This window comes from Octadecabacter temperatus, from assembly GCF_001187845.1.
Lineage (GTDB): Bacteria > Pseudomonadota > Alphaproteobacteria > Rhodobacterales > Rhodobacteraceae > Octadecabacter > Octadecabacter temperatus.
Window position 1 is genome coordinate 2,539,195 of record NZ_CP012160.1, and the last position, 22,866, is coordinate 2,562,060.

Annotated in this window: 18 protein-coding genes and 1 tRNA gene; 14 read left to right on the forward strand and 5 right to left on the reverse strand. The window is 54.4% G+C overall.

Annotation, left to right across the window (positions count from 1 at the left end):
- Positions 1–295: 295 nt before the first annotated feature.
- Positions 296–1,375 carry a Hint domain-containing protein gene (locus OSB_RS16875; protein WP_074202300.1) on the forward strand — a complete coding sequence of 360 codons (1,080 nt, stop codon included), beginning with the start codon at positions 296–298 and terminating at the stop codon, positions 1,373–1,375.
- A 65-nt stretch (positions 1,376–1,440) separates the two neighbouring features.
- Here the strand turns inward: OSB_RS16875 and OSB_RS12745 are convergent, their stop codons facing one another.
- Complete coding sequence (locus tag OSB_RS12745; RefSeq protein WP_234967429.1) at positions 1,441–1,908, reverse strand: GNAT family N-acetyltransferase; 468 nt, start codon at positions 1,906–1,908, stop codon at positions 1,441–1,443.
- The gene (locus OSB_RS12750; RefSeq protein ID WP_049835352.1) at positions 1,905–2,564 is read right to left on the reverse strand and encodes an SDR family NAD(P)-dependent oxidoreductase; all 660 of its coding nucleotides are present in this window, start codon (positions 2,562–2,564) and stop codon (positions 1,905–1,907) included. Before OSB_RS12750 ends, OSB_RS12745 begins: the two co-directional genes overlap by 4 nt.
- A gap of 222 nt (positions 2,565–2,786) precedes the next feature.
- Between OSB_RS12750 and OSB_RS12755 the strand changes: the two genes are divergently transcribed.
- From OSB_RS12755 to OSB_RS12790, 8 genes are all read left to right on the forward strand, one after another.
- Positions 2,787–4,346 carry a 2-isopropylmalate synthase gene (locus tag OSB_RS12755; RefSeq protein WP_049835353.1) on the forward strand — a complete coding sequence of 520 codons (1,560 nt, stop codon included), beginning with the start codon at positions 2,787–2,789 and terminating at the stop codon, positions 4,344–4,346.
- Positions 4,339–5,115 carry a hypothetical protein gene (locus OSB_RS12760; RefSeq protein ID WP_049835354.1) on the forward strand — a complete coding sequence of 259 codons (777 nt, stop codon included), beginning with the start codon at positions 4,339–4,341 and terminating at the stop codon, positions 5,113–5,115. The genes OSB_RS12755 and OSB_RS12760 overlap by 8 nt, the downstream gene beginning before the upstream one ends.
- 136 nt (positions 5,116–5,251) lie before the next feature.
- A complete protein-coding gene (locus tag OSB_RS12765; protein WP_049835355.1) occupies positions 5,252–6,289 on the forward strand; it encodes a rod shape-determining protein in 1,038 nt (345 codons plus the stop codon).
- A gap of 14 nt (positions 6,290–6,303) precedes the next feature.
- Complete coding sequence (mreC, locus tag OSB_RS12770; protein ID WP_049835356.1) at positions 6,304–7,221, forward strand: rod shape-determining protein MreC; 918 nt, start codon at positions 6,304–6,306, stop codon at positions 7,219–7,221.
- Positions 7,214–7,846: a hypothetical protein gene (locus tag OSB_RS12775; protein WP_049835357.1), complete on the forward strand. Its 633-nt coding sequence runs from the start codon at positions 7,214–7,216 to the stop codon at positions 7,844–7,846. Before mreC ends, OSB_RS12775 begins: the two co-directional genes overlap by 8 nt.
- A gap of 10 nt (positions 7,847–7,856) precedes the next feature.
- Positions 7,857–9,821 (forward strand): penicillin-binding protein 2, encoded by a 1,965-nt coding sequence (gene mrdA / locus OSB_RS12780; RefSeq protein WP_049835358.1) that lies wholly within the window; start codon positions 7,857–7,859, stop codon positions 9,819–9,821.
- The gene (gene rodA, locus OSB_RS12785) at positions 9,821–10,960 is read left to right on the forward strand and encodes a rod shape-determining protein RodA (protein WP_049835359.1); all 1,140 of its coding nucleotides are present in this window, start codon (positions 9,821–9,823) and stop codon (positions 10,958–10,960) included. The genes mrdA and rodA overlap by 1 nt, the downstream gene beginning before the upstream one ends.
- 11 nt (positions 10,961–10,971) lie before the next feature.
- Positions 10,972–11,898, forward strand: coding sequence for a 2-hydroxyacid dehydrogenase (locus OSB_RS12790; RefSeq protein WP_049835360.1), 927 nt, complete (start codon positions 10,972–10,974; stop codon positions 11,896–11,898).
- 46 nt (positions 11,899–11,944) lie between these two features.
- On the opposite strand, the gene OSB_RS12795 is transcribed toward OSB_RS12790, so the two are convergent.
- Positions 11,945–12,736: an SseB family protein gene (locus tag OSB_RS12795; RefSeq protein ID WP_049835361.1), complete on the reverse strand. Its 792-nt coding sequence runs from the start codon at positions 12,734–12,736 to the stop codon at positions 11,945–11,947.
- On the reverse strand, positions 12,729–13,313 hold the full coding sequence (locus OSB_RS12800) for a uracil-DNA glycosylase family protein (RefSeq protein ID WP_049835362.1): 585 nt from the start codon (positions 13,311–13,313) through the stop codon (positions 12,729–12,731). Before OSB_RS12800 ends, OSB_RS12795 begins: the two co-directional genes overlap by 8 nt.
- A gap of 214 nt (positions 13,314–13,527) precedes the next feature.
- On the opposite strand from OSB_RS12800, the gene OSB_RS12805 reads away from it, so the two are divergent.
- The 5 genes from OSB_RS12805 to OSB_RS12825 all read left to right on the forward strand — a co-directional run bounded on the left by OSB_RS12805 (position 13,528) and on the right by OSB_RS12825 (position 18,214).
- Complete coding sequence (locus OSB_RS12805; protein WP_049835363.1) at positions 13,528–14,223, forward strand: ABC transporter ATP-binding protein; 696 nt, start codon at positions 13,528–13,530, stop codon at positions 14,221–14,223.
- Entirely contained in the window at positions 14,165–15,823 is a 1,659-nt protein-coding gene (locus tag OSB_RS12810) for a KpsE/RkpR family capsule polysaccharide export protein (RefSeq protein WP_049835364.1), read from the forward strand. The genes OSB_RS12805 and OSB_RS12810 overlap by 59 nt, the downstream gene beginning before the upstream one ends.
- A gap of 27 nt (positions 15,824–15,850) precedes the next feature.
- Complete coding sequence (gene kdsA / locus OSB_RS12815) at positions 15,851–16,684, forward strand: 3-deoxy-8-phosphooctulonate synthase (RefSeq protein ID WP_049835365.1); 834 nt, start codon at positions 15,851–15,853, stop codon at positions 16,682–16,684.
- A gap of 67 nt (positions 16,685–16,751) precedes the next feature.
- Positions 16,752–18,077, forward strand: coding sequence for a mechanosensitive ion channel domain-containing protein (locus OSB_RS12820; protein ID WP_049835366.1), 1,326 nt, complete (start codon positions 16,752–16,754; stop codon positions 18,075–18,077).
- A gap of 62 nt (positions 18,078–18,139) precedes the next feature.
- Positions 18,140–18,214, forward strand: a tRNA-Gln gene (locus OSB_RS12825).
- A gap of 106 nt (positions 18,215–18,320) precedes the next feature.
- Here the strand turns inward: OSB_RS12825 and OSB_RS12830 are convergent.
- On the reverse strand, positions 18,321–21,506 hold the full coding sequence (locus OSB_RS12830) for a calcium-binding protein (RefSeq protein ID WP_049835367.1): 3,186 nt from the start codon (positions 21,504–21,506) through the stop codon (positions 18,321–18,323).
- Between the last annotated feature and the right edge of the window lie 1,360 nt (positions 21,507–22,866).

Below are 22,866 nucleotides of genomic sequence, written 5' to 3' on the forward strand. Positions count from 1 at the left end.
TCGCACGCGAATAATACACAACCCATGACGTGCAATCGCATTGTTTCCAAATTCTCAACAATTCAAATCATTCGGCTGAATTGAGCGCCCCACTCGGCTGAGCAGCGCGATTCTGCGTTGTGAGAGCGGCTTTTCCCCTAAACGACAGGATTTTCACACCTACATCTACATTAATTGATTGTGAATCTCATGGTGGCGCCCGCTTTCAAATTGATGCGCCACACCGATAAACAACCAAGTTCGCTCGTCTGAAAGCCTTGAGGAATTCGAGGTTAATTAATGTGAAGGGAAGCAAGTGCCAGTATTATACTTATACGAACTATCAAGCTTTTCTGTCGGTCCCCCTAATGAGGGCGGCGGCGGCGGCGGCGCGATTGGCACACCAGATCACACGATTACTACTGGCGCGACGCTTAGCGTTATCGAGATCGATGTAACCGATAACGACAACATCATCAGTGAGAACGGTGGCAATAACCAAGTTCTCACCAATGCGACAACAATCAATGGCGTAAGCTATCCCGCGGGAACGCAAATTCGCATCGATTATTACCTGACAGCAGCGGACGGTGAAGTCGTCGCTTCTGTTTCCGTTGGTGGGGGCAATTCAGGTACAGACATAAGCCAAGGGCTCGTCTCAACAGAGCCACTTTTGCCAAATCAAAGCTATGACTTCACTGAGGAATCAAACGCGAATCCAGACTTCACACCGTCTGCGGAAGATCAGTTTTACACCGATTTCATTGTCTGTTTCGCTGGTGGCACGCAAATTTTGACACGTAACGGTCGTATCTGCGTCGAAGATCTAGAAATCAACGACGAAGTCATGACAATGGACAACGGCTATCAACCGATCCGCTGGATCGGGTCGCGCACATTGGATTCCATTGATCTTGCAGTTAACCCGAACTTGAGACCGATTAGAATTGAAGCAGGCGCCCTCGGTGACGGCGTCCCAGAGCAAGACCTGCTTGTCTCCCCGCAACACCGAATTTTTGTCCGCTCGATTGTGGCGCAACGTATGTTTGGCGAATCTGAAGTTTTGATCCCTGCCAAGAAACTCTTGGGGCTTGAAGGGATTAGCGTCGATCAGGACACGACATCGGTGACCTATACCCACTTCTTGTTCGCCAAGCACGAAATCGTATTTGCGAACGGCGCGCCAACCGAAAGTCTGTTTACCGGACAGGAAGCTCTTAAAGCGGTTGGTCCCGCTGCGCGCCGTGAAATTACGGCCTTGTTTCCGGAAATCGTTTCTGCTGATTTCAGCCCAAGCCCAGCGCGTTTCATTCCTGAAAAGGGGCATGCGATGCTCTCGCTTGCGGGCCGTATCAAGAAGAACAGCAAGCCTGTGTTGGAACAACCGATCCAATAATCGCTGCATCCCTAAATGCGAAAGTGCGTCGTAGGTTTTGAACCGTCTTAGGCTCGATCAAATGCTCAGCTAATCTTCTTCCTGAACAAAATTGCCGTCGGTCGTTTAAACCCATCATGTGTCGTTCGCGCAATTTCACGGTAACCTAACGCCTTGAAGACAGCATGAACCTCGACCAGTTCCACGCGGCTTTGCAGCTCTAACCAATCATACCCAAGCACCACCGCGCGTTCCTCGGCCAGTTCCATCAACGCACGGCCTAACCCTTGGCGCGGGTCCGTCACCGCCAACTTCCCGACATACAGAACCTTCTCCTTCGGCGTCAGGGTCACTGTGCCAACCACAGGGTCTCCGGCCACCCAGAATTCTGCATCATCCGCGGTCCGTTGCAGGCTCTCTAACGTCATCGATTCAAGCGATGATGGCGGGTCAATCCGCCCTTCCATCCCTGCAAATGCGGCACGCATAACATCGAATGCTTGCGCGAGCGCAGGATCATTCGGCTGCAATTGGCGGAACTTGACCCTGTTCACCACACGACCTCCGCGCCCGTGTAATCAAAAAAACCACCCGTTTGCTTGGCACCCAATCCGTCCAATACATTGCACAAATTCGACGCGGCTTCTTTAGGAGTTACCTTTCTGTGGGTAGGGTAGTTTTGCGTGAATTCTGTATCCACGGTCCCGGGATGCAAAGCCACAATGACCGTGTTGGGACGCTTTCGCCCAATCTCAATCGCTGCCCCTCGCACAATTTGATTCAACGCTGCTTTGGAGGCGCGATAAGAATGCCAACCACCGATTTTATTGTCGCCAATAGACCCAACTCGCGCTGACAAAACACCAACCACACTGCGGCGGTCCTGTGGTAGCAATTTTTGGATATGTGCCAAGATGAGCGCAGGTCCGATGGCGTTCACGGCCATAACCCGCGCCATCTGATCGCTGTCTATGGCCGCCAACGACTTTTCAGGTTCTCCACCCGCCGCCAAAGTTCCAATCGCCACAAATACAAGGTCAAACGTGCCCTCAAGCATGGCCACACTCCGCTCAATCGCCGCGGTATCAGTAACATCCAGCCCGTCACCCGAGCGCGACAAGCCAGTAACTTCAAAATCCCGACAGGCCAATTCCAACGCCATAGCGTCACCTATGCCGCCCGACACACCTATAACCAATGCTCTTTTCATACACTCCAATCTAAGCCGTTGCGCCATTAGGTCCACAGAAATTGACAGCACCCCCCTTTTCAATCGCGAACACTGGAGTATAGTCAGCCCCATGATGCAAAACGCACATATCCAGGCCCTCCTCGGCCTCCTCCTTAGTCGCCTCTGAGCGTGCCTTTCGGCGCGACCGCTCAGAGGGTGAGACGCGCCAAGAAATACTAAGGAAATCAAGGAAATACCAAAATGACCGATCAAGTTCTGATCTTTGACACGACTCTGCGCGACGGCGAGCAATCCCCCGGCGCAACAATGTCTCATGACGAAAAACTGGAAATCGCAGAGATGCTGGATGAAATGGGCGTCGATATCATCGAAGCCGGTTTTCCCATCGCCTCAGAGGGTGACTTCAACGCGGTAAGTGAAATCGCAAAGCTGTCCAAGAACGCCCAAATTTGCGGGTTATCGCGCGCCAACTTCAAAGACATCGACCGCTGCTGGGAAGCCGTGAAACACGCATCCAAGCCGCGTATCCACACGTTCATTGGCACCTCACCGCTGCACCGCGCGATCCCGAATCTCGACATGGATCAAATGGCGGAACGCATCCACGACTGCGTCACCCACGCCCGCAATCTGTGCGACAACGTGCAGTGGTCCAGCATGGACGCGACCCGCACCGAATGGGATTTCCTAAAGCGCACCGTTGATATTGCCATCAAAGCAGGCGCGACCACGATCAATATTCCAGACACCGTGGGCTATACCGAACCCGTGGAATCCGCCGATCTGATCAAGCGTTTGATTGAAGAAGTTGATCGTGCCGATACGGTTATTTTCTCAACCCATTGTCACAACGATCTGGGGATGGCGACAGCGAACTCATTGGCGGCTGTTCAGGGCGGCGCGCGACAAATTGAGTGTACAATCAATGGCCTAGGCGAACGCGCAGGGAATACTGCGCTGGAAGAAGTCGTTATGGCAATGAAGGTTCGCAAGGACGTGATGCCGTATCGTACTGGCATTGATACCACTAAAATCATGAACATCTCGCGCCGCGTTGCGACGGTTTCCGGCTTTAACGTGCAGTTCAACAAAGCCATCGTCGGCAAGAACGCATTCGCCCATGAATCCGGCATCCACCAAGACGGCATGCTGAAAAACCGCGAAACGTTCGAGGTCATGCGCCCTGAGGATGTTGGTCTGTCCGGAACGTCCCTGCCGTTGGGCAAACACTCCGGCCGTGCCGCGCTGCGCGCAAAGCTGACTGAGCTGGGCTTCGAGATGGGCGACAACGAACTGAAAGACGTGTTCGTACGCTTCAAAGACTTGGCTGACCGCAAGAAGGAAGTCTTTGACGACGACCTGATCGCGCTGATCCGCCAAAACGATACTGAAGATGATCGTCTGAAGCTGAAAGACCTGACCGTCATCTGCGGTATGAATGGCCCGCAAAAGGCGACGATGGTTCTGGAAGTCGATGGGACCGACCACACGACCCAAGCCACAGGCGATGGCCCAGTTGATGCGACCTTCAACGCTGTTAAGGCCCTGTTTGACCACAACGCACGCTTGCAGCTGTACCAAGTGCATGCAGTCACTGAGGGCACCGACGCGCAGGCGACTGTATCGGTTCGCATGGAAGAAGACGGGCGCATCGCAACAGGCCAGTCAGCAGATACAGACACGGTGGTTGCCTCTGCAAAGGCGTACATCAACGCGCTTAACCGATTGATTGTAAAGCGTGAAAAAACTGCGCCGGGGTCTGATACTGCAGGTATCAAATACACGGATGCGGGTGAGTAACCGCTACCTAACAAACCTCGCGCCGGATGACGTCGCGGGGTTTTACGACGGTTTTCGCCGCCTTCTTTCGGACGTTTGCGGTGCCAAAATCGAAAGTGCCCCAGAAGCAGCAGACGCCCTTATCGCGCAAGTCGCGACAATAACCGATGAACCAATCGGCTTAGAGGCAAGGCTCGCGCTCACGCTTTTGGCCGACCTCAAATCAAACGGTGAGTTGGGCCGTTTATGGTTCGGGCGCGGAACAATAACAGGTCGAGTACAGCCCTATTCATTGATTGTTGAGGACCTTTCTCGAATTGACGTGACGTGCCCCAGCGTTGGGTTTGTTCGCTTTAGAAAGGGAAACCCTTGGTTTGCCTTGCAGTCCGCCGATATCGCGAAGGACATCTGCACAGTTCAAGTGCTCGAACGCCGAATGCGACGTAAACAGGTTGAACTTGTCCAAGCACAATCCACCGGCCGCCCGCTGCTTCGCGCGTTCTTGTACCAAGTTCTTGCTGAGTTTGACGGAGGCCAAAGCGTTATAATCATGGATTCTCCACCATCCATTGAGCCTATACGTGAAACGTTTACCCAAATTTTGGGAACACCCCTCGATCTTGAAAACACAATGTTTTTCGAGAGGGAGAATACATTTGTACGGGTTTCATGGGTCGGTTTTTGGACCGTTACCCTTTGGATACCGAATGCCAATGCGCCGCACTTGATATCCGATGACGTTTGCAAAGCTCTGTCGTTCCACCCTGACAGCCTAAAACCAGTCAAATAACCTGTCCCTAAACAGCGATATCACGCCCATCGCGGCACCATCCCCCCTTCCCCCCAAAGCCCCCGCGCCCTATAAGCGCGCAGGTCCGTATCCAAAGGGGAGTCGCGGGCGATCTTTCTGTGGGAACGGCACTATAATGTTTGGCTTAGGCAATCTCTTCTCGTCCGATATGGCAATCGACCTCGGAACAGCGAACACGCTGGTCTATGTCAAAGGCAAGGGGATCGTTCTGTCAGAACCGTCCGTTGTTGCCTACCATATGAAAGACGGCGTTCGTAAAGTGCTGGCCGTGGGCGAAGACGCGAAACTGATGCTGGGTCGTACGCCAGGGTCCATCAGCGCGATCCGTCCAATGCGTGAAGGCGTGATTGCCGACTTTGACACCGCCGAAGAGATGATCAAACACTTCATCCGCAAGGTGCATAAACGGTCCACGTTTTCCAAGCCGAAGATCATCGTTTGTGTACCTCATGGCGCTACTCCCGTTGAAAAACGCGCTATTCGTCAATCTGTTCTCTCAGCTGGTGCGCGCCGCGCCGGTCTGATCGCAGAACCCATCGCTGCCGCCATTGGTGCGGGCATGCCGATCACTGATCCCACAGGCAACATGGTTGTCGACATCGGTGGTGGTACGACCGAAGTTGCGGTTCTGTCCCTTGGTGACATCGTTTACGCGCGTTCTGTGCGCGTTGGTGGTGACCGCATGGATGAAGCGATCATTTCTTACCTGCGCCGTCAGCATAACCTGTTGATCGGTGAATCCACCGCTGAGCGTATCAAAACATCCATCGGCACCGCACGTATGCCTGATGATGGCCGTGGCCAGTCCATGATGATCCGTGGTCGTGATTTGCTGAACGGTGTGCCAAAGGAAACCGAAATTTCACAGGCGCAAGTCGCCGAAGCCCTTGCAGAACCTGTTCAGCAGATCTGTGAAGCGGTTATGACAGCCCTTGAAGCAACACCACCCGACCTCGCGGCAGACATCGTTGATCGCGGTGTTATGCTCACAGGCGGTGGTGCATTGCTCGGCGAACTTGATCTTGCGCTGCGCGAACAAACGGGCCTCGCGATATCGGTTGCTGATGAAAGCCTGAACTGTGTGGCACTCGGCACCGGTAAGGCACTGGAATACGAGACGCAATTGCGTCACGTTATTGACTACGACAGCTAAGTTAGGGGCAGATCTTGGCCCGGGATAGACAGCAATCTGAGGATTTTGTAAGCCCCGTCCGGCGTTTGTTGGTCGGCATGCTGGTGCTGTTCATGCTCGCAACTTTCCTAATCTGGCGCATCGATAACCCCCGCGTTGAGCGCTTTCGCATGATGGTGATTGATGCCGTTGTGCCGAATTTTGACTGGGCAATGGCACCAGTGACGGGTGTTGCGAACCTATTGTCTGATTTTCAATCCTATCAACGCCTTGCCCAGCAAAACTCGGACCTACGACGTGAATTGCAGGACATGAAAAGCTGGCGTGAGGCGGCTATTCAACTCGACCAAGAAAACGCCCGATTGCGCGACCTGATCAACGTCCAACTCGACCCACAACTGACGCGGATCACGGGTGTAGTCATGGCTGACTCGGGCTCTCCGTTTCGTCAATCTGTTCTACTTAATGTAGGCGCGCGTGATGGTATTCTTGACGGATGGCCCGCAATGGATGGCATTGGTCTTGTCGGGCGTATCTCCGGTGTTGGCGAAGAAACATCGCGTGTGATCCTCGTGACAGACACTTCTAGCCAGATCCCAGTTACGATCCAGCCATCCGGCCAGCGTGCTATTTTGTCGGGTGACAATACGATCAACCCGTTGCTGCAATTCATCGAAGACCCTGACCTTGTGAAACCGGGGGACCGTATCGTAACTTCAGGCGACGGAGGCGTGTTTCCAGCTGACCTATTGGTGGGCCAACTTGCGCGCGGTACGGACGGTCGCCAACGCGCGCGCCTGTCTGCTGATTTAGAACGCCTTGAATTCCTACGCGTGCTGCGAAGCCAGCCAAATGCGCGTATTGAAGAAGCGGGTACCCTCCTTGCACCGACGTTCCAGCCGCAGCTTCCGGTCGAGCCTGAACCTGAAGCCGAGGGCGGCTCCGATGGCTGACAACGACCTTTCTCGTCGTAGATGGATCGGGCGCATCACATTTGCCTTGCTTTGCCTCTTCATCATTTTTACGCACCTCATTCCGCTTGAAATAGTCCCCCCAAGTTTTGGTGGCAGCACCCTCATTCCGATTGAACAGCGCAGCGCAGCGCAATCTGGCGTGGCCGAGGTTGAACAGTTTTTCGACCCTGTTCGATGGATCGCGCCGCAATTCTTGGTCCTCCTTGCGGCGACTTGGGTAACGCGGCGCCCGTCGTTCGCACCCGTCTGGGTCATTGCGGTCGTCTTCTTGCTTGCTGACTTCCTGTTTCAACGCCCGCCTGGGTTATGGGCGGCTTTGGTTCTTATCCTCACGGAAATCTTGCGCGGACGATCGCGGTCAATGCGGACCCTACCGTTTTGGTTGGAATGGGCGACCGTTGCTGCAGGCATCGTGGCGATTTCGGTCATCTACTGGGTCACATTGTCGATAGTTCTTGTTCCACCGGGGACGCTGGGGCTGGCATTGATCCAGTTAACCCTTACATTGCTGGCATATCCGCTTGTTGTGTTCGTGTCTTATGCGTTGTTTGGCGTAAGCCGCCCAGCGCCAGGCGAAACAGACGAATTAGGACACCGCATATGAGGTTGGTCTTATGAAAAAAGGTCCAAAGGAGACCGAGGAAGGCGCCCGCCGCTTGTCCCGTCGCGCCATGTTGCTTGGATCGGCGCAGGCCGCCATTGTCGCGACTTTGGGGGCGCGGATGGCGTCTATGCAGGTTGATCAAGCGGACACGTTTCGCATGTTGGCCGAGGAAAATCGCATCAACATCGGCCTGATCCCGCCTGCCCGCGGCTTGGTTTATGATATCAACGGTGTCGTACTGGCAGACAATGAACAGCATTATTCCATCACAATGACCCGCGAAGGCGCGGGAGACGTGGATGAAGTTCTGGCCCGATTGGACCGGATCATCGCGTTGGACCCCGAACGCCTTGAAAAGGCGCGCGGTGAGTTGAAAGCACGCTCGCCTTTCGTCCCTGTGACTGTCGCGGAACGCATTAGCTGGGAAGACGTTTCCCGCGTAACCGTAAACGCCCCCGCGTTGCCCGGTGTTGTCGCCGAATTGGGTCGTAGCCGGATCTATCCGCAGGGACCCGACATGGCCCATGTCGTTGGATACGTTGGTCCTGTGTCCGACTACGACCTTAGCCAGATCGACGACCAAGATCCTTTACTGCAAATTCCGCGCTTTCAGATCGGTAAAACGATGGTCGAAAATCGGATGGAACGCGACCTGCGCGGATCTGCTGGCACCAAGCGTGTCGAAGTTAACGCCGCTGGCCGCGTAATGCGCGAACTTGACCGTGTTGAAGGGATCCCCGGCGCTGATGTGCAACTAACCGTCGACGCGCGCCTTCAAAACTACGTCCAAGCGCGGCTTAGCGGTGAATCCGCGGCCGCAGTTGTTATCGACGTCACAAATGGCGACGTCGTTGGTATCGGTTCGGCACCGAGCTATGATCCAAATGTCTTCGTGACGGGAATCTCAACGAAGCTTTGGGACGAACTCAACGAACGAGAAGTTGAAGCCCCGCTTCACCGCCGCCCATTGGCTGCAAAAACCGTTCAGGGGACCTATCCACCCGGATCTACGTTCAAGATGGTAACAGCCTTGGCTGCGCTGGAAGACGGAAAAGTCGACGCCGACGAAACCGTGCGCTGCGTAGGCCATACCGATGTATTTGACGTGCGCTTCCACTGCTGGCGCCGTTCCGGTCATGGCAACATGAACCTGAATGAAAGCCTGAAACAGTCTTGTGACGTTTACTATTATGACATCGCCCAGCGCGTCGGCATCGACAAGATCGCAGCAATGGGGCGCAAGCTCGGCCTTGGGGAGCGCCACGAATTGCCCATGTCTGCCATCCGCTCTGGCATTATGCCCGACAAAGCATGGAAGCGCGAAGCACGCGGTGAAGATTGGCGCATTGGTGACACCGTTAACGCGAGCATTGGACAGGGCTATGTTTCGACGTCACCGCTGCAACTTGCGGTGATGACCGCGCGTATTGCGACGGGTCGCTCTGTAACACCGCGCCTTGTTCGCTCAATTGATGGGGTCGAAGAACCTTCAGGTGCAGGCGAAAGCCTTGGGCTGAACGAAAACAACCTGCGCCGAATTCGAAGCGCGATGTATGATGTCTCGAACCATTCGCGCGGCACCGCTTACCGCACGCGCATCGCCGCGCAAGAATTCCGCATGGCGGGTAAAACCGGTACGTCACAGGTACGCCGAATTACGCAGGCCGAGCGCGATGCCGGCGTAACGCGCAACGCTGATCTGCCATGGAACCGCCGTGACCACGCGCTGTTTGTGTCTTTCGCCCCAGCTGACAATCCGAAATACGCAGTTGCCGTTGTGGTTGAACATGGCGGCGGTGGCTCGACAGCGGCGGCACCCATTGCACGCGATGTCATGCTCCAAGCGCTTTATGGTGGAACGCCTCCGCTCTCTGCCTATCCATCCGCATCACGCAGCGCGATCGCGGCGCAACAGCGTCGCTTAGAGCCACTGTTGCGCGAAATCCGGCCCGGCCGTGACACGGACGAAGCCTAATGAGCTATCTCGCATATCAATTCAAAGACGTCCCGGTCGGGTTTCGCAAACTTTTGTTCCTGAACTGGCCGGTCGTGTTTTTGATCACCGCAGTGTCTGGCTTTGGCTTCCTGATGCTCTACTCGGTTGCGGGCGGATCAATGAACCCTTGGGTCACGCCGCAAGTCCAGCGCTTTGGCCTTGGTCTGGCTGTGATGGTCAGCATGGCGATGGTCCCCATCTGGTTTTGGCGCAATATGGCTGTGGTAGGTTACTTGGTTGCCCTTATTTTGCTCGTCGCCGTCGACATCGTGGGTGTCGAGCGCAATGGGTCCCAACGTTGGCTCGACTTGCGTTTTATGGACTTCCAGCCCTCTGAAATGATGAAAATCACACTCATCATGTTGCTGGCCGCCTACTACGATTGGCTGCCGCTGAGCAAAGTCAGTAAACCCGTTTGGATCCTCGTCCCGCTTCTTTTCATCGCCGCACCGGCTTACCTCGTCCTCAGCCAACCTGACTTGGGGACCACGATCCTTTTGGTGTCAGGCGGCGGCGCGATCATGTTTTTGGCGGGTGTTCACTGGGCCTATTTTGCGACTGTGATCGGTGCAGTTATCGGGCTGGTTACGGCTGTTTTCCAGTCTCGTGGCACGGGTTGGCAGGTGTTGAAGGATTACCAATATCGCCGCATCGATACGTTTATCGATCCCACCCAAGACCCGCTTGGTGCGGGCTATCACATCACGCAAGCCAAAATTGCGCTTGGGTCTGGGGGCTGGACGGGGCGTGGATATATGCAAGGCACCCAAAGCCGGCTGAACTTCCTGCCGGAAAAACATACCGACTTTATTTTCACGACCCTAGCCGAAGAGTTCGGCTTCCTCGGCGCTTTCGGCCTTCTTATTCTTTATGCCCTCATCATCATCTTCTGTGTGCAATCCGCGGTGACGAATAAGGACCGCTTCGCGTCCCTCATAACGATGGGTGTCGCCGTGACATTCTTCCTGTTCTTTTCGGTGAATATGGCGATGGTGATGGGCCTCGCCCCCGTCGTTGGTGTGCCGTTGCCACTGGTCAGCTATGGTGGTTCTGCGATGCTGGTTCTGATGGTGGCTTTCGGGTTGGTTCAATCCGCGCACGTCCATAAGCCACGTTAACTGAGGTTCCCATGATCCGCGCATTGTTCTCAGCTGGCGATCACGTTTGGCCTGAATACCTTGAGGCACTGCCGCCTGCCTTTAACACTGAGGGGCTAATCGTTGACCTCTCGCGCAGCCACGCCCCAGAAACGGTCGATTACATCATCGCTGCCCCAAATGGCCCCGTACAAGATTTCAGCCCTTACACATTCTGCAAAGCGGTCCTGAACCTTTGGGCGGGCGTTGAAGATATCGTTTCGAACGAAACGCTTACGCAACCGCTCGCGCGGATGGTTGACCCTGGTTTGACAGACGGGATGGTGGAATGGGTGGTTGGCCATGTCATGCGCCATCACCTCGGCATAGACGCGCATATATTGGGGCAAGACGGTGAGTGGCGTACGGATTACCCACCTTTGTCGCGGGAACGCCCTGTCACCATCCTCGGCCTTGGCGAACTCGGTGCTGCCTGTGCGCAGATGCTAGCCACGCTCGGATTTCCCGTAACGGGATGGAGCCGTTCGCAGAAAACCATTCAAGGTGTAACATGCCTCGCTAGCGACACTGGGCTAAAGAAAGCTCTGACAGGGGCAGAAATCATCGTCCTGCTCCTGCCCCTTACGGACGCCACAACAAACATACTAAACGCAAAGACCCTTGCGTTGCTTGCAGACGGCGCCTTCATCATCAACCCGGGCCGCGGACCACTTATCGATGACGACGCTCTTGTCGCCGCACTTGATGCCAATATCGCGCACGCCACACTGGATGTCTTTCGAACCGAACCCCTTCCCGAAAACCACCCGTTCTGGAAACACCCACAGGTCACGGTGACACCGCACATCGCATCCACAACGCGCGCGAAAACGGCCGCCACATGCATTGCAGAAAACATCCGCCGCGGCGAAGCTGGGGAACCGTTTCTGTACCTCGTGGACCGAACCAAAGGATACTAAATCCCGCTTTCTTTGGCTCTTAAATACTCATTTTATTGGCTACAACTTAATGCAACTTTGGCGGTTTATTTGGGTCCATCCCCGGGTTCGCTCCAGGTTGGCTCGGCATCTGCGGGCTTGGCAGATCGAACCGCAACCCGACCTTTGCAACGCGTTCAGACACCGGATCACCGCCTTCAAGATGGGCGACATCCAACATGCCCGCATCGATCCCTGAAAACACCAAAGCTTCGTTGACCGCCGCCGTTAACGCACCTTCCGCGCCTTCAACGGTCCCGACAAACGCAAGCATATGCCCGCGTCCGCCACCTTCATAGGTAACGCCGCACAAATAGGCTTCAACCGCGAGCCCAGCCGCAGTCGCTAACTTGCGATCAAGCGCTTCGAGCAATACTTCTGGCAACCCTTTTGGCGCCGTCAATTCGGTGATTTGGCCGTCAACCTCTTCAGGGTCATTCCCAAGCGTTTGTGCGAGCCAATCAACAGCTTCGGCCGGCACCAACATCGCGGACGGTGCGACACCCATATTCAATGCCATGCCGATACGTTGCCCTGTCAGCATCTGGGCCATACCGCGCCCTGAAAGCGCGGCGTAGGGCGCAATCGCCTTACCGTAGAAATCAACCATGCGTTCTTCGCGATCAAAAATCAGAACGAACTCCTGACCTTCGGCTTCAAACATTGCGGGTGAAATCTGGTCACCCTCGGCTTCGCCTTCCAGCAACATGAACAACTCGCTCTCGGCGAGGCGCTCATAAAACCGCAACCGCGCGACGTCGTCGGCTTCATCAGCAACCATTGCAGCATGGGCGCGGTCGATCTCTGTTACGTCAGTCATTCAAAACCTCTTTCACACGGGCACGCAGGGCGGGCAAAACCTCTTCCTCGAACCACGGATTCTTCTTTAACCATCCGGTATTGCGCCAAGACGGATGAGGCAAGACAAACGTATCAGGCGCATGGTCGCGCCACCCTGCAACAGTTTCACTGACACCTCGCTTCACCCCCAAATGATACCGATGCGCCGATGCCCCAACCAACACCCGCAATCGAACTTGCGAAAGCGTTTTCATCACGCGATCATGCCAAGTTTGGCCGCAAATAGGTGGCGGTGGCAGGTCAGATCCTTTGGCGTCATATCCGGGGAAACAAAACGCCATCGGGACAATCGCCACGCGGGATTTGTCATAAAAATCAAGATCATCAAGCCCAAGCCAGTCCCGCAGTCTATCTCCGGATGGGTCGGTAAAGGGGCGAGCGCTATTGTGAACCTTCATACCAGGGGCTTGGCCGGCGATCAGTATGCGCGCCGAGGACGAAAACCAAACGACGGGGCGCGGTTCATGGGCGGTCTTGGTTGCGCGAAACCGCTCGGCGCATATTCGGCAGTCGTTGATTTCGTCGCTCAAGGTCATTTACTCTAAATACGGGTTTCCCGCCTATTCACCAGCGGATGCACGCAATTATGCGCGTCTTTCACGATTTCGGGACTTAAGCGTTGAAAATTTTAGGTCTACACCGACATATTATAGCCAGATTGTTCTCTTATTGGAGACAATGAAGGGGTAATCTGTCACGTAAGGCGGAAAGACCAACAATCGCCCCGAACCGAGGTAGTATAGGCATTCAATGCTTGAGTTTGTGAACGTCAGTAAGTCCTTTTGGACCGGCACCCAGCGCAAGGTAATCCTTGATCGCGCGAGTTTTCGCGTGGAGCTTGGCAACTCGCTCGGTATCTTAGCGCCAAACGGCACGGGTAAAACCACGATCATCAATATGATGGCGGGCTTGGAAAAGCCTGACGAAGGACAAGTAAACCGCAACTGTCGCGTTTCATTTCCGCTCGGGTTTATGGGTGGCGTCGTGAATCGCCATACGGCGATGGAAAACAGCCGCTATATCGCGCGGCTTTATGGCCTTGATCCCGATTACGTCGAAGCATTTTGCCGTTGGATGACCGGAATTGATGAATATTTCGATATGCCCATCGGCACATACTCGTCCGGAATGAAGGCACGTTTTACGTTTTCGTTGATGCTCGCGCTCGACTTTGACATTTACCTGATTGATGAGGGCATGCCCCAAACCACCGATGCTGAGTTCAACCGCAAAGCCGGTGAAGTTCTCAGGGAACGGTTAGCCACCACGACGGTCATCATCGTATCACACCAAGCGGAAACGCTTGAAAAATTCGCCCGGTCTGCTGCCGTCCTTCGGGATGGTCAGTTGACCATGTTTGACACCTTGGAAGAAGCGAAACAGCTCTATGACTACGAAGCCCAAGGCACAGAAATTCCGGATACGACGCGGTTCCAGCACGGCTAACGCCGCAGCGACATCGTCCGATCCTACACTCGACACAGCCGCCCCGACTTCGCCTTCGGCGCAGGGCCATTCTCAAGGTGTGGGCGGTGCAATGTCAGGTACTGTCGACAGCGCAAACACTGTTACCGCCGAAACAGACATTGATGCGATCCGCCAAGAAGGGCTGACCGGACGCCAATTGCGTATGGCCCGCCGCGTCGCCCAAAAGAGCGGTTTTGCGGTGACATCTGATTTCGACGCGGTTCGCCAGTTGCGCCAACATGGGATTGACCCGTTTCAGCGTGCAAATGTACTTGAGCTTGTGACCCCTGACGACGGGCAAACCAACGTCGCAGCCGGCCAGATGCGGGCGGCCACGGCCAAAGTTCCCGCCGACCAAGCAAGGGTGCAACTTCCCCAAACCGTGCAGCGCAAAACAAGTTTACCGTCAACGCAACTCGGACCAGGTGAAAATCCTGCTGAGCGCCGCGCAAGTGAAATCGGCCGCATTCAACGCGACATCGCAAAACGCCGCCGCCGCAATATCGCGTCCCTGATAGGGCGTTTGGCGATGTTTGTTCTTCTTCCAACAATCGCTGCTGGCTTTTACTTTTTTACAATCGCAACGCCGATGTATGGAACAAAATCCGAATTCATTATCCAACAGGCAGAAAGCCAAGGCGGAGGCGGTTTGGGCAGCTTGTTCCAAGGAACCGGCCTTGCCACGCAAACCGACAGCACCACGGTGCAGTCGTTCATGACCTCGCGTGAGGCCTTTTTGCGACTAGACGAAGAACACGGATTTACCGAGCATTTCTCTAACCCTGACATTGATGCCATCCAACGCTTAGACGAGGACGCGACACGTGAAGCGGCTTACGCAATGTTCCAAGATCTTGTGAAAATTGGTCTCGATCCAGCCGAAGGCATCCTCAAAATGGAAGTCATCGCCGCTGACCCGGTCAAGAGTCAGGACTTTTCCGATGCGCTTATCAGGTATGCTGAAGAACAGGTTGACCAGCTGACCCAGCGCGTGCGCGAAGATCAAATGTCAGGCGCTCGAGCCAATTTCGAATTGGCGCAGCAACGTCGCCAAACTGCCCTTACTGAATTGATCACCATTCAGCAGGAAACCGAGACAGGTCCCGTCGGTGCAGAACAGGCCGCATTGCAACAACGTATCACGACCCTACAAGTCGAGCTCGATCAGGAGCAATTGAACCTCGCAGGGTTCGCGGGTGTTCGCCGGCCGAACGAGGCGCAGGTACGGGCGACGGAAAACAGCATTGCGCAGATCGAAAACCAAATCGCCTTGCTCAGAAGTCAAATGTCCAGCGAAGGCTCTTTGACGACAAACGATGCGCGTTTGCGCGTTGCTGAGGAAAACTACGCCTTTGAAGTTTTAAACGTTCAAACCGCACAATCGACCTTGTCGACTGCTGAAATCGAAGCAAACCGTCAGGTACGTTATTTATCTGTGTCCGTTGCCCCAATCGCGCCGGATGAGCCGACTTACCCAAGATCGTTTGAGAACACGCTGTTGGCCTTCCTGATTTTCTCAGGCATCTATCTGATGATCTCGCTCACAGCCTCGATCTTGCGTGAACAGGTCAGCGCGTAACGGAAAACAAAGGCGGATGGCTACACGATGAAAGATGTAAAGATCGGGTCGATTACGGCCTCCAACGACCGCCCATTGACGGTCATCGCAGGCCCCTGCCAACTCGAAAGCCTTGATCATGCCCGTATGATCGCCACCGAAATGGCCCGTGTTTGCGATGCTTACGGCGCGCAGTTCGTGTTTAAAGGCAGCTACGACAAGGCCAACCGCACATCGCTTTCAGGCAAGCGCGGTCTTGGACTGGACGAAGGTCTCGCGATCCACGCGGCAATCAAGGCCGAGTTCGGTTGCCCCGTTTTGACGGACATCCACACCGCTGAGCAATGTGCGCCTGTCGCTGAGGTTGTCGACATCCTACAAATTCCCGCGTTTCTGTGCCGCCAGACGGATCTGCTGCTTGCCGCAGGCGAAACTGGCGCGGTTGTGAACGTCAAGAAAGGCCAGTTCCTTGCGCCTTGGGACATGGCCAACGTGGTTGGCAAAATCGAATCCACGGGAAATGAACGCATCATGTTGACGGAACGTGGCGTGTCCTTTGGCTACAACGCACTGGTGGCCGACATGCGGTCCCTGCCTGAAATGATGAAAACTGGGTATCCGGTGGTGATGGACGCAACCCACGCCGTTGCCCAGCCCGGCGGCCTTGGCGGATCAAGCGGCGGTCAGCGTGAATTTGCTCCGGTTTTGGCACGCGCAGCAGTTGCACAAGGCATCGGTGCGGTTTTCCTTGAAACACACGAAGCCCCAGACAACGCCCCATCCGATGGCCCGAATATGATCGCGCTTTCCGATATGGACGGCGTCATGAAGACGTTGATGGCGATTGATGGCATCGCGAAGGCCGACCCAATTCGTCTGTAACGCACTCTGGTCAGTCAGATTCGAACCCCTTAAGGTCGCCGTATCAATTTTAAAACGGCGACCCATTATGCATTTCCTTCGCGTCTTCACATTCCTTGCTCTCCTGTTACCTGCCGTCCCGATGGCCGCCCAAGAGGCACCATCCGGCACGATCACCACGGAACAAAGCGGTGAAATGGACGCGAATATCGCTGTTCGTATTCGTGAAATCCTTGGCGAGCTGGGCAATTACGAAGATGTCACCGTTACGGTCTCTGATGGCGTCGTTACCCTGCGCGGCACCGCCAATTCACGCAATGAAGCACAAGACCTCGACGCGCTTGTAACGCGGGTTGAGGGCGTGGTCGCCATCAAGAACGACGTGTCTGAAACCACAGACATCGTCCGCCGCCTTGATCCCGCAATTGAGCGTTTCATGGGCAGGGTCGAACAATTGCTCATTCAGCTCCCCCTCGCCCTTATCGCGCTTACCGTTTTCCTGATCATCATTTGGGTCGGCATGTCCGTCGCCCGCTGGAAGAACCCGTGGAACCGCCTCGCGCCAAACGCCTTTATTGCTGACCTATTCCGGACAATCGTGCGCATTGCTTTCGTGATCGCCGGCATCGTCATTGCGTTAGACATCATGAACGCAACAGCTTTGTTGTCGACGATCCTTGGTGCTGCTGGTCTGATTGGTTTGGCGATTGGTTTTGCCGTGCGCGACACAGTTGAGAATTTTATCGCCTCTGTGATGCTGTCCATCCGTCAGCCATTCCGCCCAAACGATGTGGTCGAGATCAATGGTGATCAAGGTAAGGTCATCCGCCTAACCAGCCGCGCGACTATCTTGCTGAGCTTTGATGGCAACCACATCCGAATCCCCAACGCGACGGTTTTCAAAAGTCGGATCATCAATTTCAGTCAAAACCGCGAACGCCGTTTCATGTTCACCATCGGCATCGACAGCAGCGCGGATCTTGGCGCAACGCGTGAGCTCGCGGTAACGACGACGCAAAACTTACCCTTTGTTTTGAACGAACCCGCCGCAAATGCTTGGATCGGTGACATCACTGATGCAGGTATTGAAATCGTTGTGGTCGGTTGGATCGACCAAATCGAAACATCCATGAGCTTAGCCCGCGGAGAGGCGTTACGCCTTGTTAAGCGCGCGATTGAGGCTTCTGGCGTTGCCCTCCCGAATACGACCTACACGTTGCAAATAGACGGTTCTACGCCCTCAATGGACGGCCCTGCAGCCGCGAACCCGGCTAAGCCACAGCCAATTCAGGAAAGCGCCGAAGTCGCCGTTGTGAACGCCGAAGCCGAAGGCGCACTTGATCGGATGATCGACGCAGAGCGCGAAGAATCCGACGGCGAAGACCTGCTGCGAGATGACGCCGCAAAGGAATGAAGAATTAGCAGTTTTTGTGGGTTGATCCCCTGTCGGGATTTGCGTATCACCCACCTCGCTGATGGGGTGTAGCCAAGTGGTAAGGCAACGCTTTTTGGTAGCGTGCACCGTAGGTTCGAATCCTACCACCCCAGCCAGCTCCTCTCGACCATAATTTCAGTGTTAGCGGTGCACTAAAGGGGCCCAAATGCCCCAATAAGTGCCCCTAGGTCTGAGGATGATCGCATGTACCCTTTGGCACCGCTAGAGAATTAAGGTCGAGTAGAACGTATCAAGATCACCTTGATCAACGACAACGCTCCCATAAAGCGTGATCGACTGACCATATCCCAACTGAACGAAGAATCCGCCGTCATTCGTAACCGAAACGTGTTCGGCAGCCCATGCTTCTGTGTTTGCGTACACATCCAAAAGACCAAAATCTGACAGGTCAATCAAATCTTGGGTCGCGCCCCTAAACTGGTGGTCCAAAATAGTGTCGTGGTGGGTGCCATTTGACGACAAGAATACGAAAGCATCACCGCCGCCACCGCCCTGTATTTCGTTGTTGCCGGTACCTGCCTCAATTACGTCAACGCCCGCACCACCAGAAATGGTATCAGAACCAGCGCCCCCATAAATTTCATCGGCGCCGGAACCGCCATCAAGTTGATCTTGTCCTCCACCTCCGAACAGATGGTCGCCGTTGGCGCCACCCGAGATCGCGTCGCGTCCTGCACCACCGTAAAGGACATCAGCCCCCTCACCTCCGAAAAGTTCATCATTCCCGTTATTCCCAGACAAAATATCGTCGCCACTTCCTCCTAAAAGAATGTCGTTGCCACTCTCGCCGCTTAGGTCGTCTGCTCCCGCGTTACCTGAGATGTGATCGTTCCCACGGCCACCTTCGAGGTGATCTTCACCGGAATTGCCTGACAAAGTGTCATTGCCGCGACCACCGAATAACGAGTCATCAGCAGCACCGCCCCAGAGCACATCATTCCCGTTACCCCCGGTCAGGTCATCATTACCAGCGCCGCCATAGATGACATCGTTACCTGATCCGCCTTGAAGCGCATCTAGGCCAGACTCACCGTACAGAGTATCACCACCCGCACCGCCCAAAACGACATCGTCGCCCGCGCCCCCATGCAGCTTGTCGTTCCCAGAACCACCATCAAGCTGATCGGCGCCATCAAGCCCGTACAAAGTATCGAAGCCGGCCTCTCCAAACAGCTGGTCGTTACCAATTCCGCCGTTGATCAAGTCGTCCAACCCGCCTCCGTGAACGATATCGTCGCCAGCCCCAGCCGAGATCGTGTCATCCCAGCCAGCGCCTTCCAACTCACTAACAGTAATATCATTGACCAAGACATCTGCGGTTGCATCGATATCGGCGAACGGATCGTTTCCTCGGGGGTCCATCGCTCCATCATTGTTGCCTGTCGATTGCGCTGATGAAATTAGCTCTGCGGTTGCGAACTGCCCAGTATCGTCGATGTTGATCAGGTAAACACCACCTGAATTTTCTGTCGCCGGATCAAGGTCATGATCACCACTATTCAAGCCAGCGTACAGGTTCCCCAAACCGTCCATAAACACGGCACCAAAGGCCCCTTGTGGCATTCCAATGATTGTTTCGCCTTCGATTAGGGATTGTATGATCGGAATTTCAGAAACGACCGGAACGCCACCATTTGAAACTGCATTCATGTCGATCACCAAGATACTGCCAGCATTGCCGGAGCTATTTGGGGCAACCACGCCATAGAACAAATTGTTCTCGTGATTGTAGGCAATGTCGTAGATATTGGACGACACCAGGCCAGCGGGAAACTCGAAGGTTTCTACGCGTGGGTTACCATCTTCATCAAGATCATCCACATCAACCATAGTTGCCCGATCCAATGTTGAATGGAACGTCCAAAGATTGCCGAAAGCGTCGAAGTCACCGACAAAATCGGGATGAGATCCGTCACCCAACCGATAAACCTGCCCTGTGGCATCCATCATAATGAGCGAGTTCACATCAAGCGGGTTTCCTAGGGCGTCAACACCGTTGGACCGCGCGTAGCCGTAGATCAAATCATCTTCGGCGTTAAACCCGATTGCATTGATCTTGAAGCCTGTGTCGCTACCCACACTCGTATAGGTCTGAGTTTCTGTATCGAAAATTTGCAACTGCCCACTGATGACCTGAAAGAGTTTTGCTTGACCAGGGGCGAAGGCCGCAACGTCGAACGCCCCATCACCTAGGTCGACTGTTTTCTCGTAGGTAATGATGGGACCTGATGTGTCGTAAATTGACGTCGCTGTTCCGTCAGACTCTGCTGTTCGAATAGAGATTCCGGTACCATCACCTACGCCAGAGACCTCATATGTAAGGGTCTCGAACGCACCGCTATCGACCTGTACGGTATCGATTACAACCCCATTCCATAGCACCTCAATTGCTCCTGAAACAAAGCCCCCAGCGAAATTCGCGGCTACATCGACGCTGATCACATAGCTCTTATCAGCATCAGTATCGACGGTTTGCGTCATTGACGTCTGGCCGGTTTCGCTATCATTCGTAACAACCCAATCAGTGCCTTCGAATTGCGCAACAGACCGCCCCACACTTTCGCCGTCGTCGGAAAGCAGGTTTTCGGGAAGATAGTCGCCATAAATTATGTCATTGCCGACACCTCCTCGGATTTGATCTTCACCGGCACCCCCAACAGCAAAGTCGTTACCCTCAAACAGGTTGATCGTGTCATTCGCAGCTCCGCCAAAGGCTTGATCGTGCCCACGGCCGGCGTTCAGAAGGTCGCTCCCTTCTTCGCCAAGCAACAGGTCATCGCCGCCGTCCCCATTTAGGACGTCGCCTCCCGTGCCCCCGCTTAGAACGTCAGCGTTGGCTCCACCGAAAAGGTAATCGACGCCGTTTTCACCAGACAGATTGTCATTTCCGCTACCACCGTAAGCGACGTCGTTCCCAGTCCCCCCGAACAGGACGTCTTTGCCGCCGCCTCCGAACATGTAGTCGCTGCCTTCTTCACCGGACACCAAGTCGTCATCCGCTTGGCCAAGAAGCCGATCGTTCCCGCTTTGACCGAATATATCGTCTTCACCAGTGCCGCCCCAAATGTAGTCGTCGACCCCACCTAAGGCTTCTGCAGATGCAGCGCCTGCGCTCACATCTCCGCCCAACAAGAGATCGTTGCCGCTGCCTCCGAAGATGCTATCGGAACCATTTGACCCATCAACAAAGTCATCACCTGAGCCTGCAAAGCCCTTATCCGCCCCACCGCCAAGGTCGATTGTGTCTTCCCCAGACTGGCCAAATACCTCGTCCGCGCTGCTTGATGAAACGACGTTATCATCGCCAGATTTGCCATAAATGTGGTCAGGGCCAGCGCCACCCTCAATGGTATCGCTCTCTGAAGTCCCGTAAATGTTCCGTGCCATATCGACATCCCTTTCCAAACATAGCCCCAACTTTTGTGGCTAAACACTTTGGAAAGTTATTGCTGGTGTCTAAAGGTATAGGCGGGCGGTCTATCAGTATAGCTGACCCAACTTTGAGTTGGCTGAACATATTAGCCGAATTTTCCTAAACCTCTTTTGAGGTACAGCCAGCTTTCTTCTAAGTTACTGATTTATTAAAATTGCCTGCATTGGGCTGCGTTGGTTTTCCCCTCTGCATCACGAGGGTGCGTAAAGCGGGAATATGCGCGTAAATATACTCGAGATCCTTTCAATTAAGTGGACGGGCTCAATGGAGCATCTGAATCACGTATCGCCGTGGCGCAGTTTATGTTTGGCGTCGATGGCGACCAAAACATTGAACCAATCAAAACCGGGATTTTGTTAGGTTAATCTTCAGACAAAAGAGTGTTCCACCACAAAAAAAATCTCTGCACTTATAAATTTTGCTTTCATGACTTCCATCCTATTCGTGAAGGGCAAAAGGATCACTCGCGCCGAGGCCCAAGTTTTTCTTTCGGAAGTCGTTGCACTGGAATTGGAGCGCGGCCGACCCTTTGCCACCCACATCAGCTAGTCATGCACGTCTTTATTTCTTTTTATCTAAGCTGGTTGAAGGTCAGGAATAAGCAGTGAATATTGATCAATAAGCCCCCACTCCACGAAAGCAGACCATAGCGGCGTTTCAGAAAATTGGTTAGATTGGGCTAGTTCCCGCCATTGGGCCGATCACGGCATTCTTGGGTTCGACCACATAGTGAACAGCAGCTTTCACGAAACTGTCCTAGTTACCGCACTTCCGCAGCGAAGGTCCGTTATCTGACCGAGGTGTTTTTCTCCGTATTTGCAGCCTCGGAAAAGCAGTCATTTGGTGGAAGGTCTCCAAGGTCGGTCCTGTCCCGCGGTCCGGTCATTCCCGCTTTGCTAAATGCTGCGCTGACAATGAATGGCAGCTATGTGGGCTGCAGCCGCAGCGTGGCGACACCAGGCCGAATGTCGGCTTAGGGCTCATAGTCGCCATTAGATCGTTCGCAGCATTCGCACCTGAAAGGTACATTGCGACTGATAGGAACGGCCCATTGCTGCCATTCGCCTCGCCATGCCAATGCTGCATTCGCAACCCGCATAGCGGACATTGATCGATACCGCAGCATTTCAGGAAGCCCAGATGACTGCTGTCTGCTCAGACCAGACATTCTCTGCAGTCACGAAACCCTGTGACGGGCGAATTCGTACAATGCGGGCGGAGTGAGCATTCACAGAGACATTGAAAGCGACCACTTTCAAATGCAAGCGTAAGCTCTGGTTAGGTTTCTCAGCGACGCTGTACCAGACCATTTAG

Excerpts from the sequence above, each read along its gene's own strand:
- OSB_RS12750 (WP_049835352.1), bottom strand. The coding sequence starts at position 2,564 with ATGAAAAGAGCATTGGTTATAGGTGTGTCGGGCGGCATAGGTGACGCT.
- OSB_RS12755 (WP_049835353.1), top strand. The coding sequence starts at position 2,787 with ATGACCGATCAAGTTCTGATCTTTGACACGACTCTGCGCGACGGCGAG.
- OSB_RS12765 (WP_049835355.1), top strand. The coding sequence starts at position 5,252 with ATGTTTGGCTTAGGCAATCTCTTCTCGTCCGATATGGCAATCGACCTC.
- OSB_RS12775 (WP_049835357.1), top strand. The coding sequence starts at position 7,214 with ATGGCTGACAACGACCTTTCTCGTCGTAGATGGATCGGGCGCATCACA.
- mrdA (WP_049835358.1), top strand. The coding sequence starts at position 7,857 with ATGAAAAAAGGTCCAAAGGAGACCGAGGAAGGCGCCCGCCGCTTGTCC.
- rodA (WP_049835359.1), top strand. The coding sequence starts at position 9,821 with ATGAGCTATCTCGCATATCAATTCAAAGACGTCCCGGTCGGGTTTCGC.
- OSB_RS12790 (WP_049835360.1), top strand. The coding sequence starts at position 10,972 with ATGATCCGCGCATTGTTCTCAGCTGGCGATCACGTTTGGCCTGAATAC.
- OSB_RS12795 (WP_049835361.1), bottom strand. The coding sequence starts at position 12,736 with ATGACTGACGTAACAGAGATCGACCGCGCCCATGCTGCAATGGTTGCT.
- OSB_RS12800 (WP_049835362.1), bottom strand. The coding sequence starts at position 13,313 with ATGACCTTGAGCGACGAAATCAACGACTGCCGAATATGCGCCGAGCGG.
- OSB_RS12805 (WP_049835363.1), top strand. The coding sequence starts at position 13,528 with ATGCTTGAGTTTGTGAACGTCAGTAAGTCCTTTTGGACCGGCACCCAG.
- OSB_RS12810 (WP_049835364.1), top strand. The coding sequence starts at position 14,165 with ATGACTACGAAGCCCAAGGCACAGAAATTCCGGATACGACGCGGTTCC.
- kdsA (WP_049835365.1), top strand. The coding sequence starts at position 15,851 with ATGAAAGATGTAAAGATCGGGTCGATTACGGCCTCCAACGACCGCCCA.
- OSB_RS12820 (WP_049835366.1), top strand. The coding sequence starts at position 16,752 with ATGCATTTCCTTCGCGTCTTCACATTCCTTGCTCTCCTGTTACCTGCC.
- OSB_RS12830 (WP_049835367.1), bottom strand. The coding sequence starts at position 21,506 with ATGGCACGGAACATTTACGGGACTTCAGAGAGCGATACCATTGAGGGT.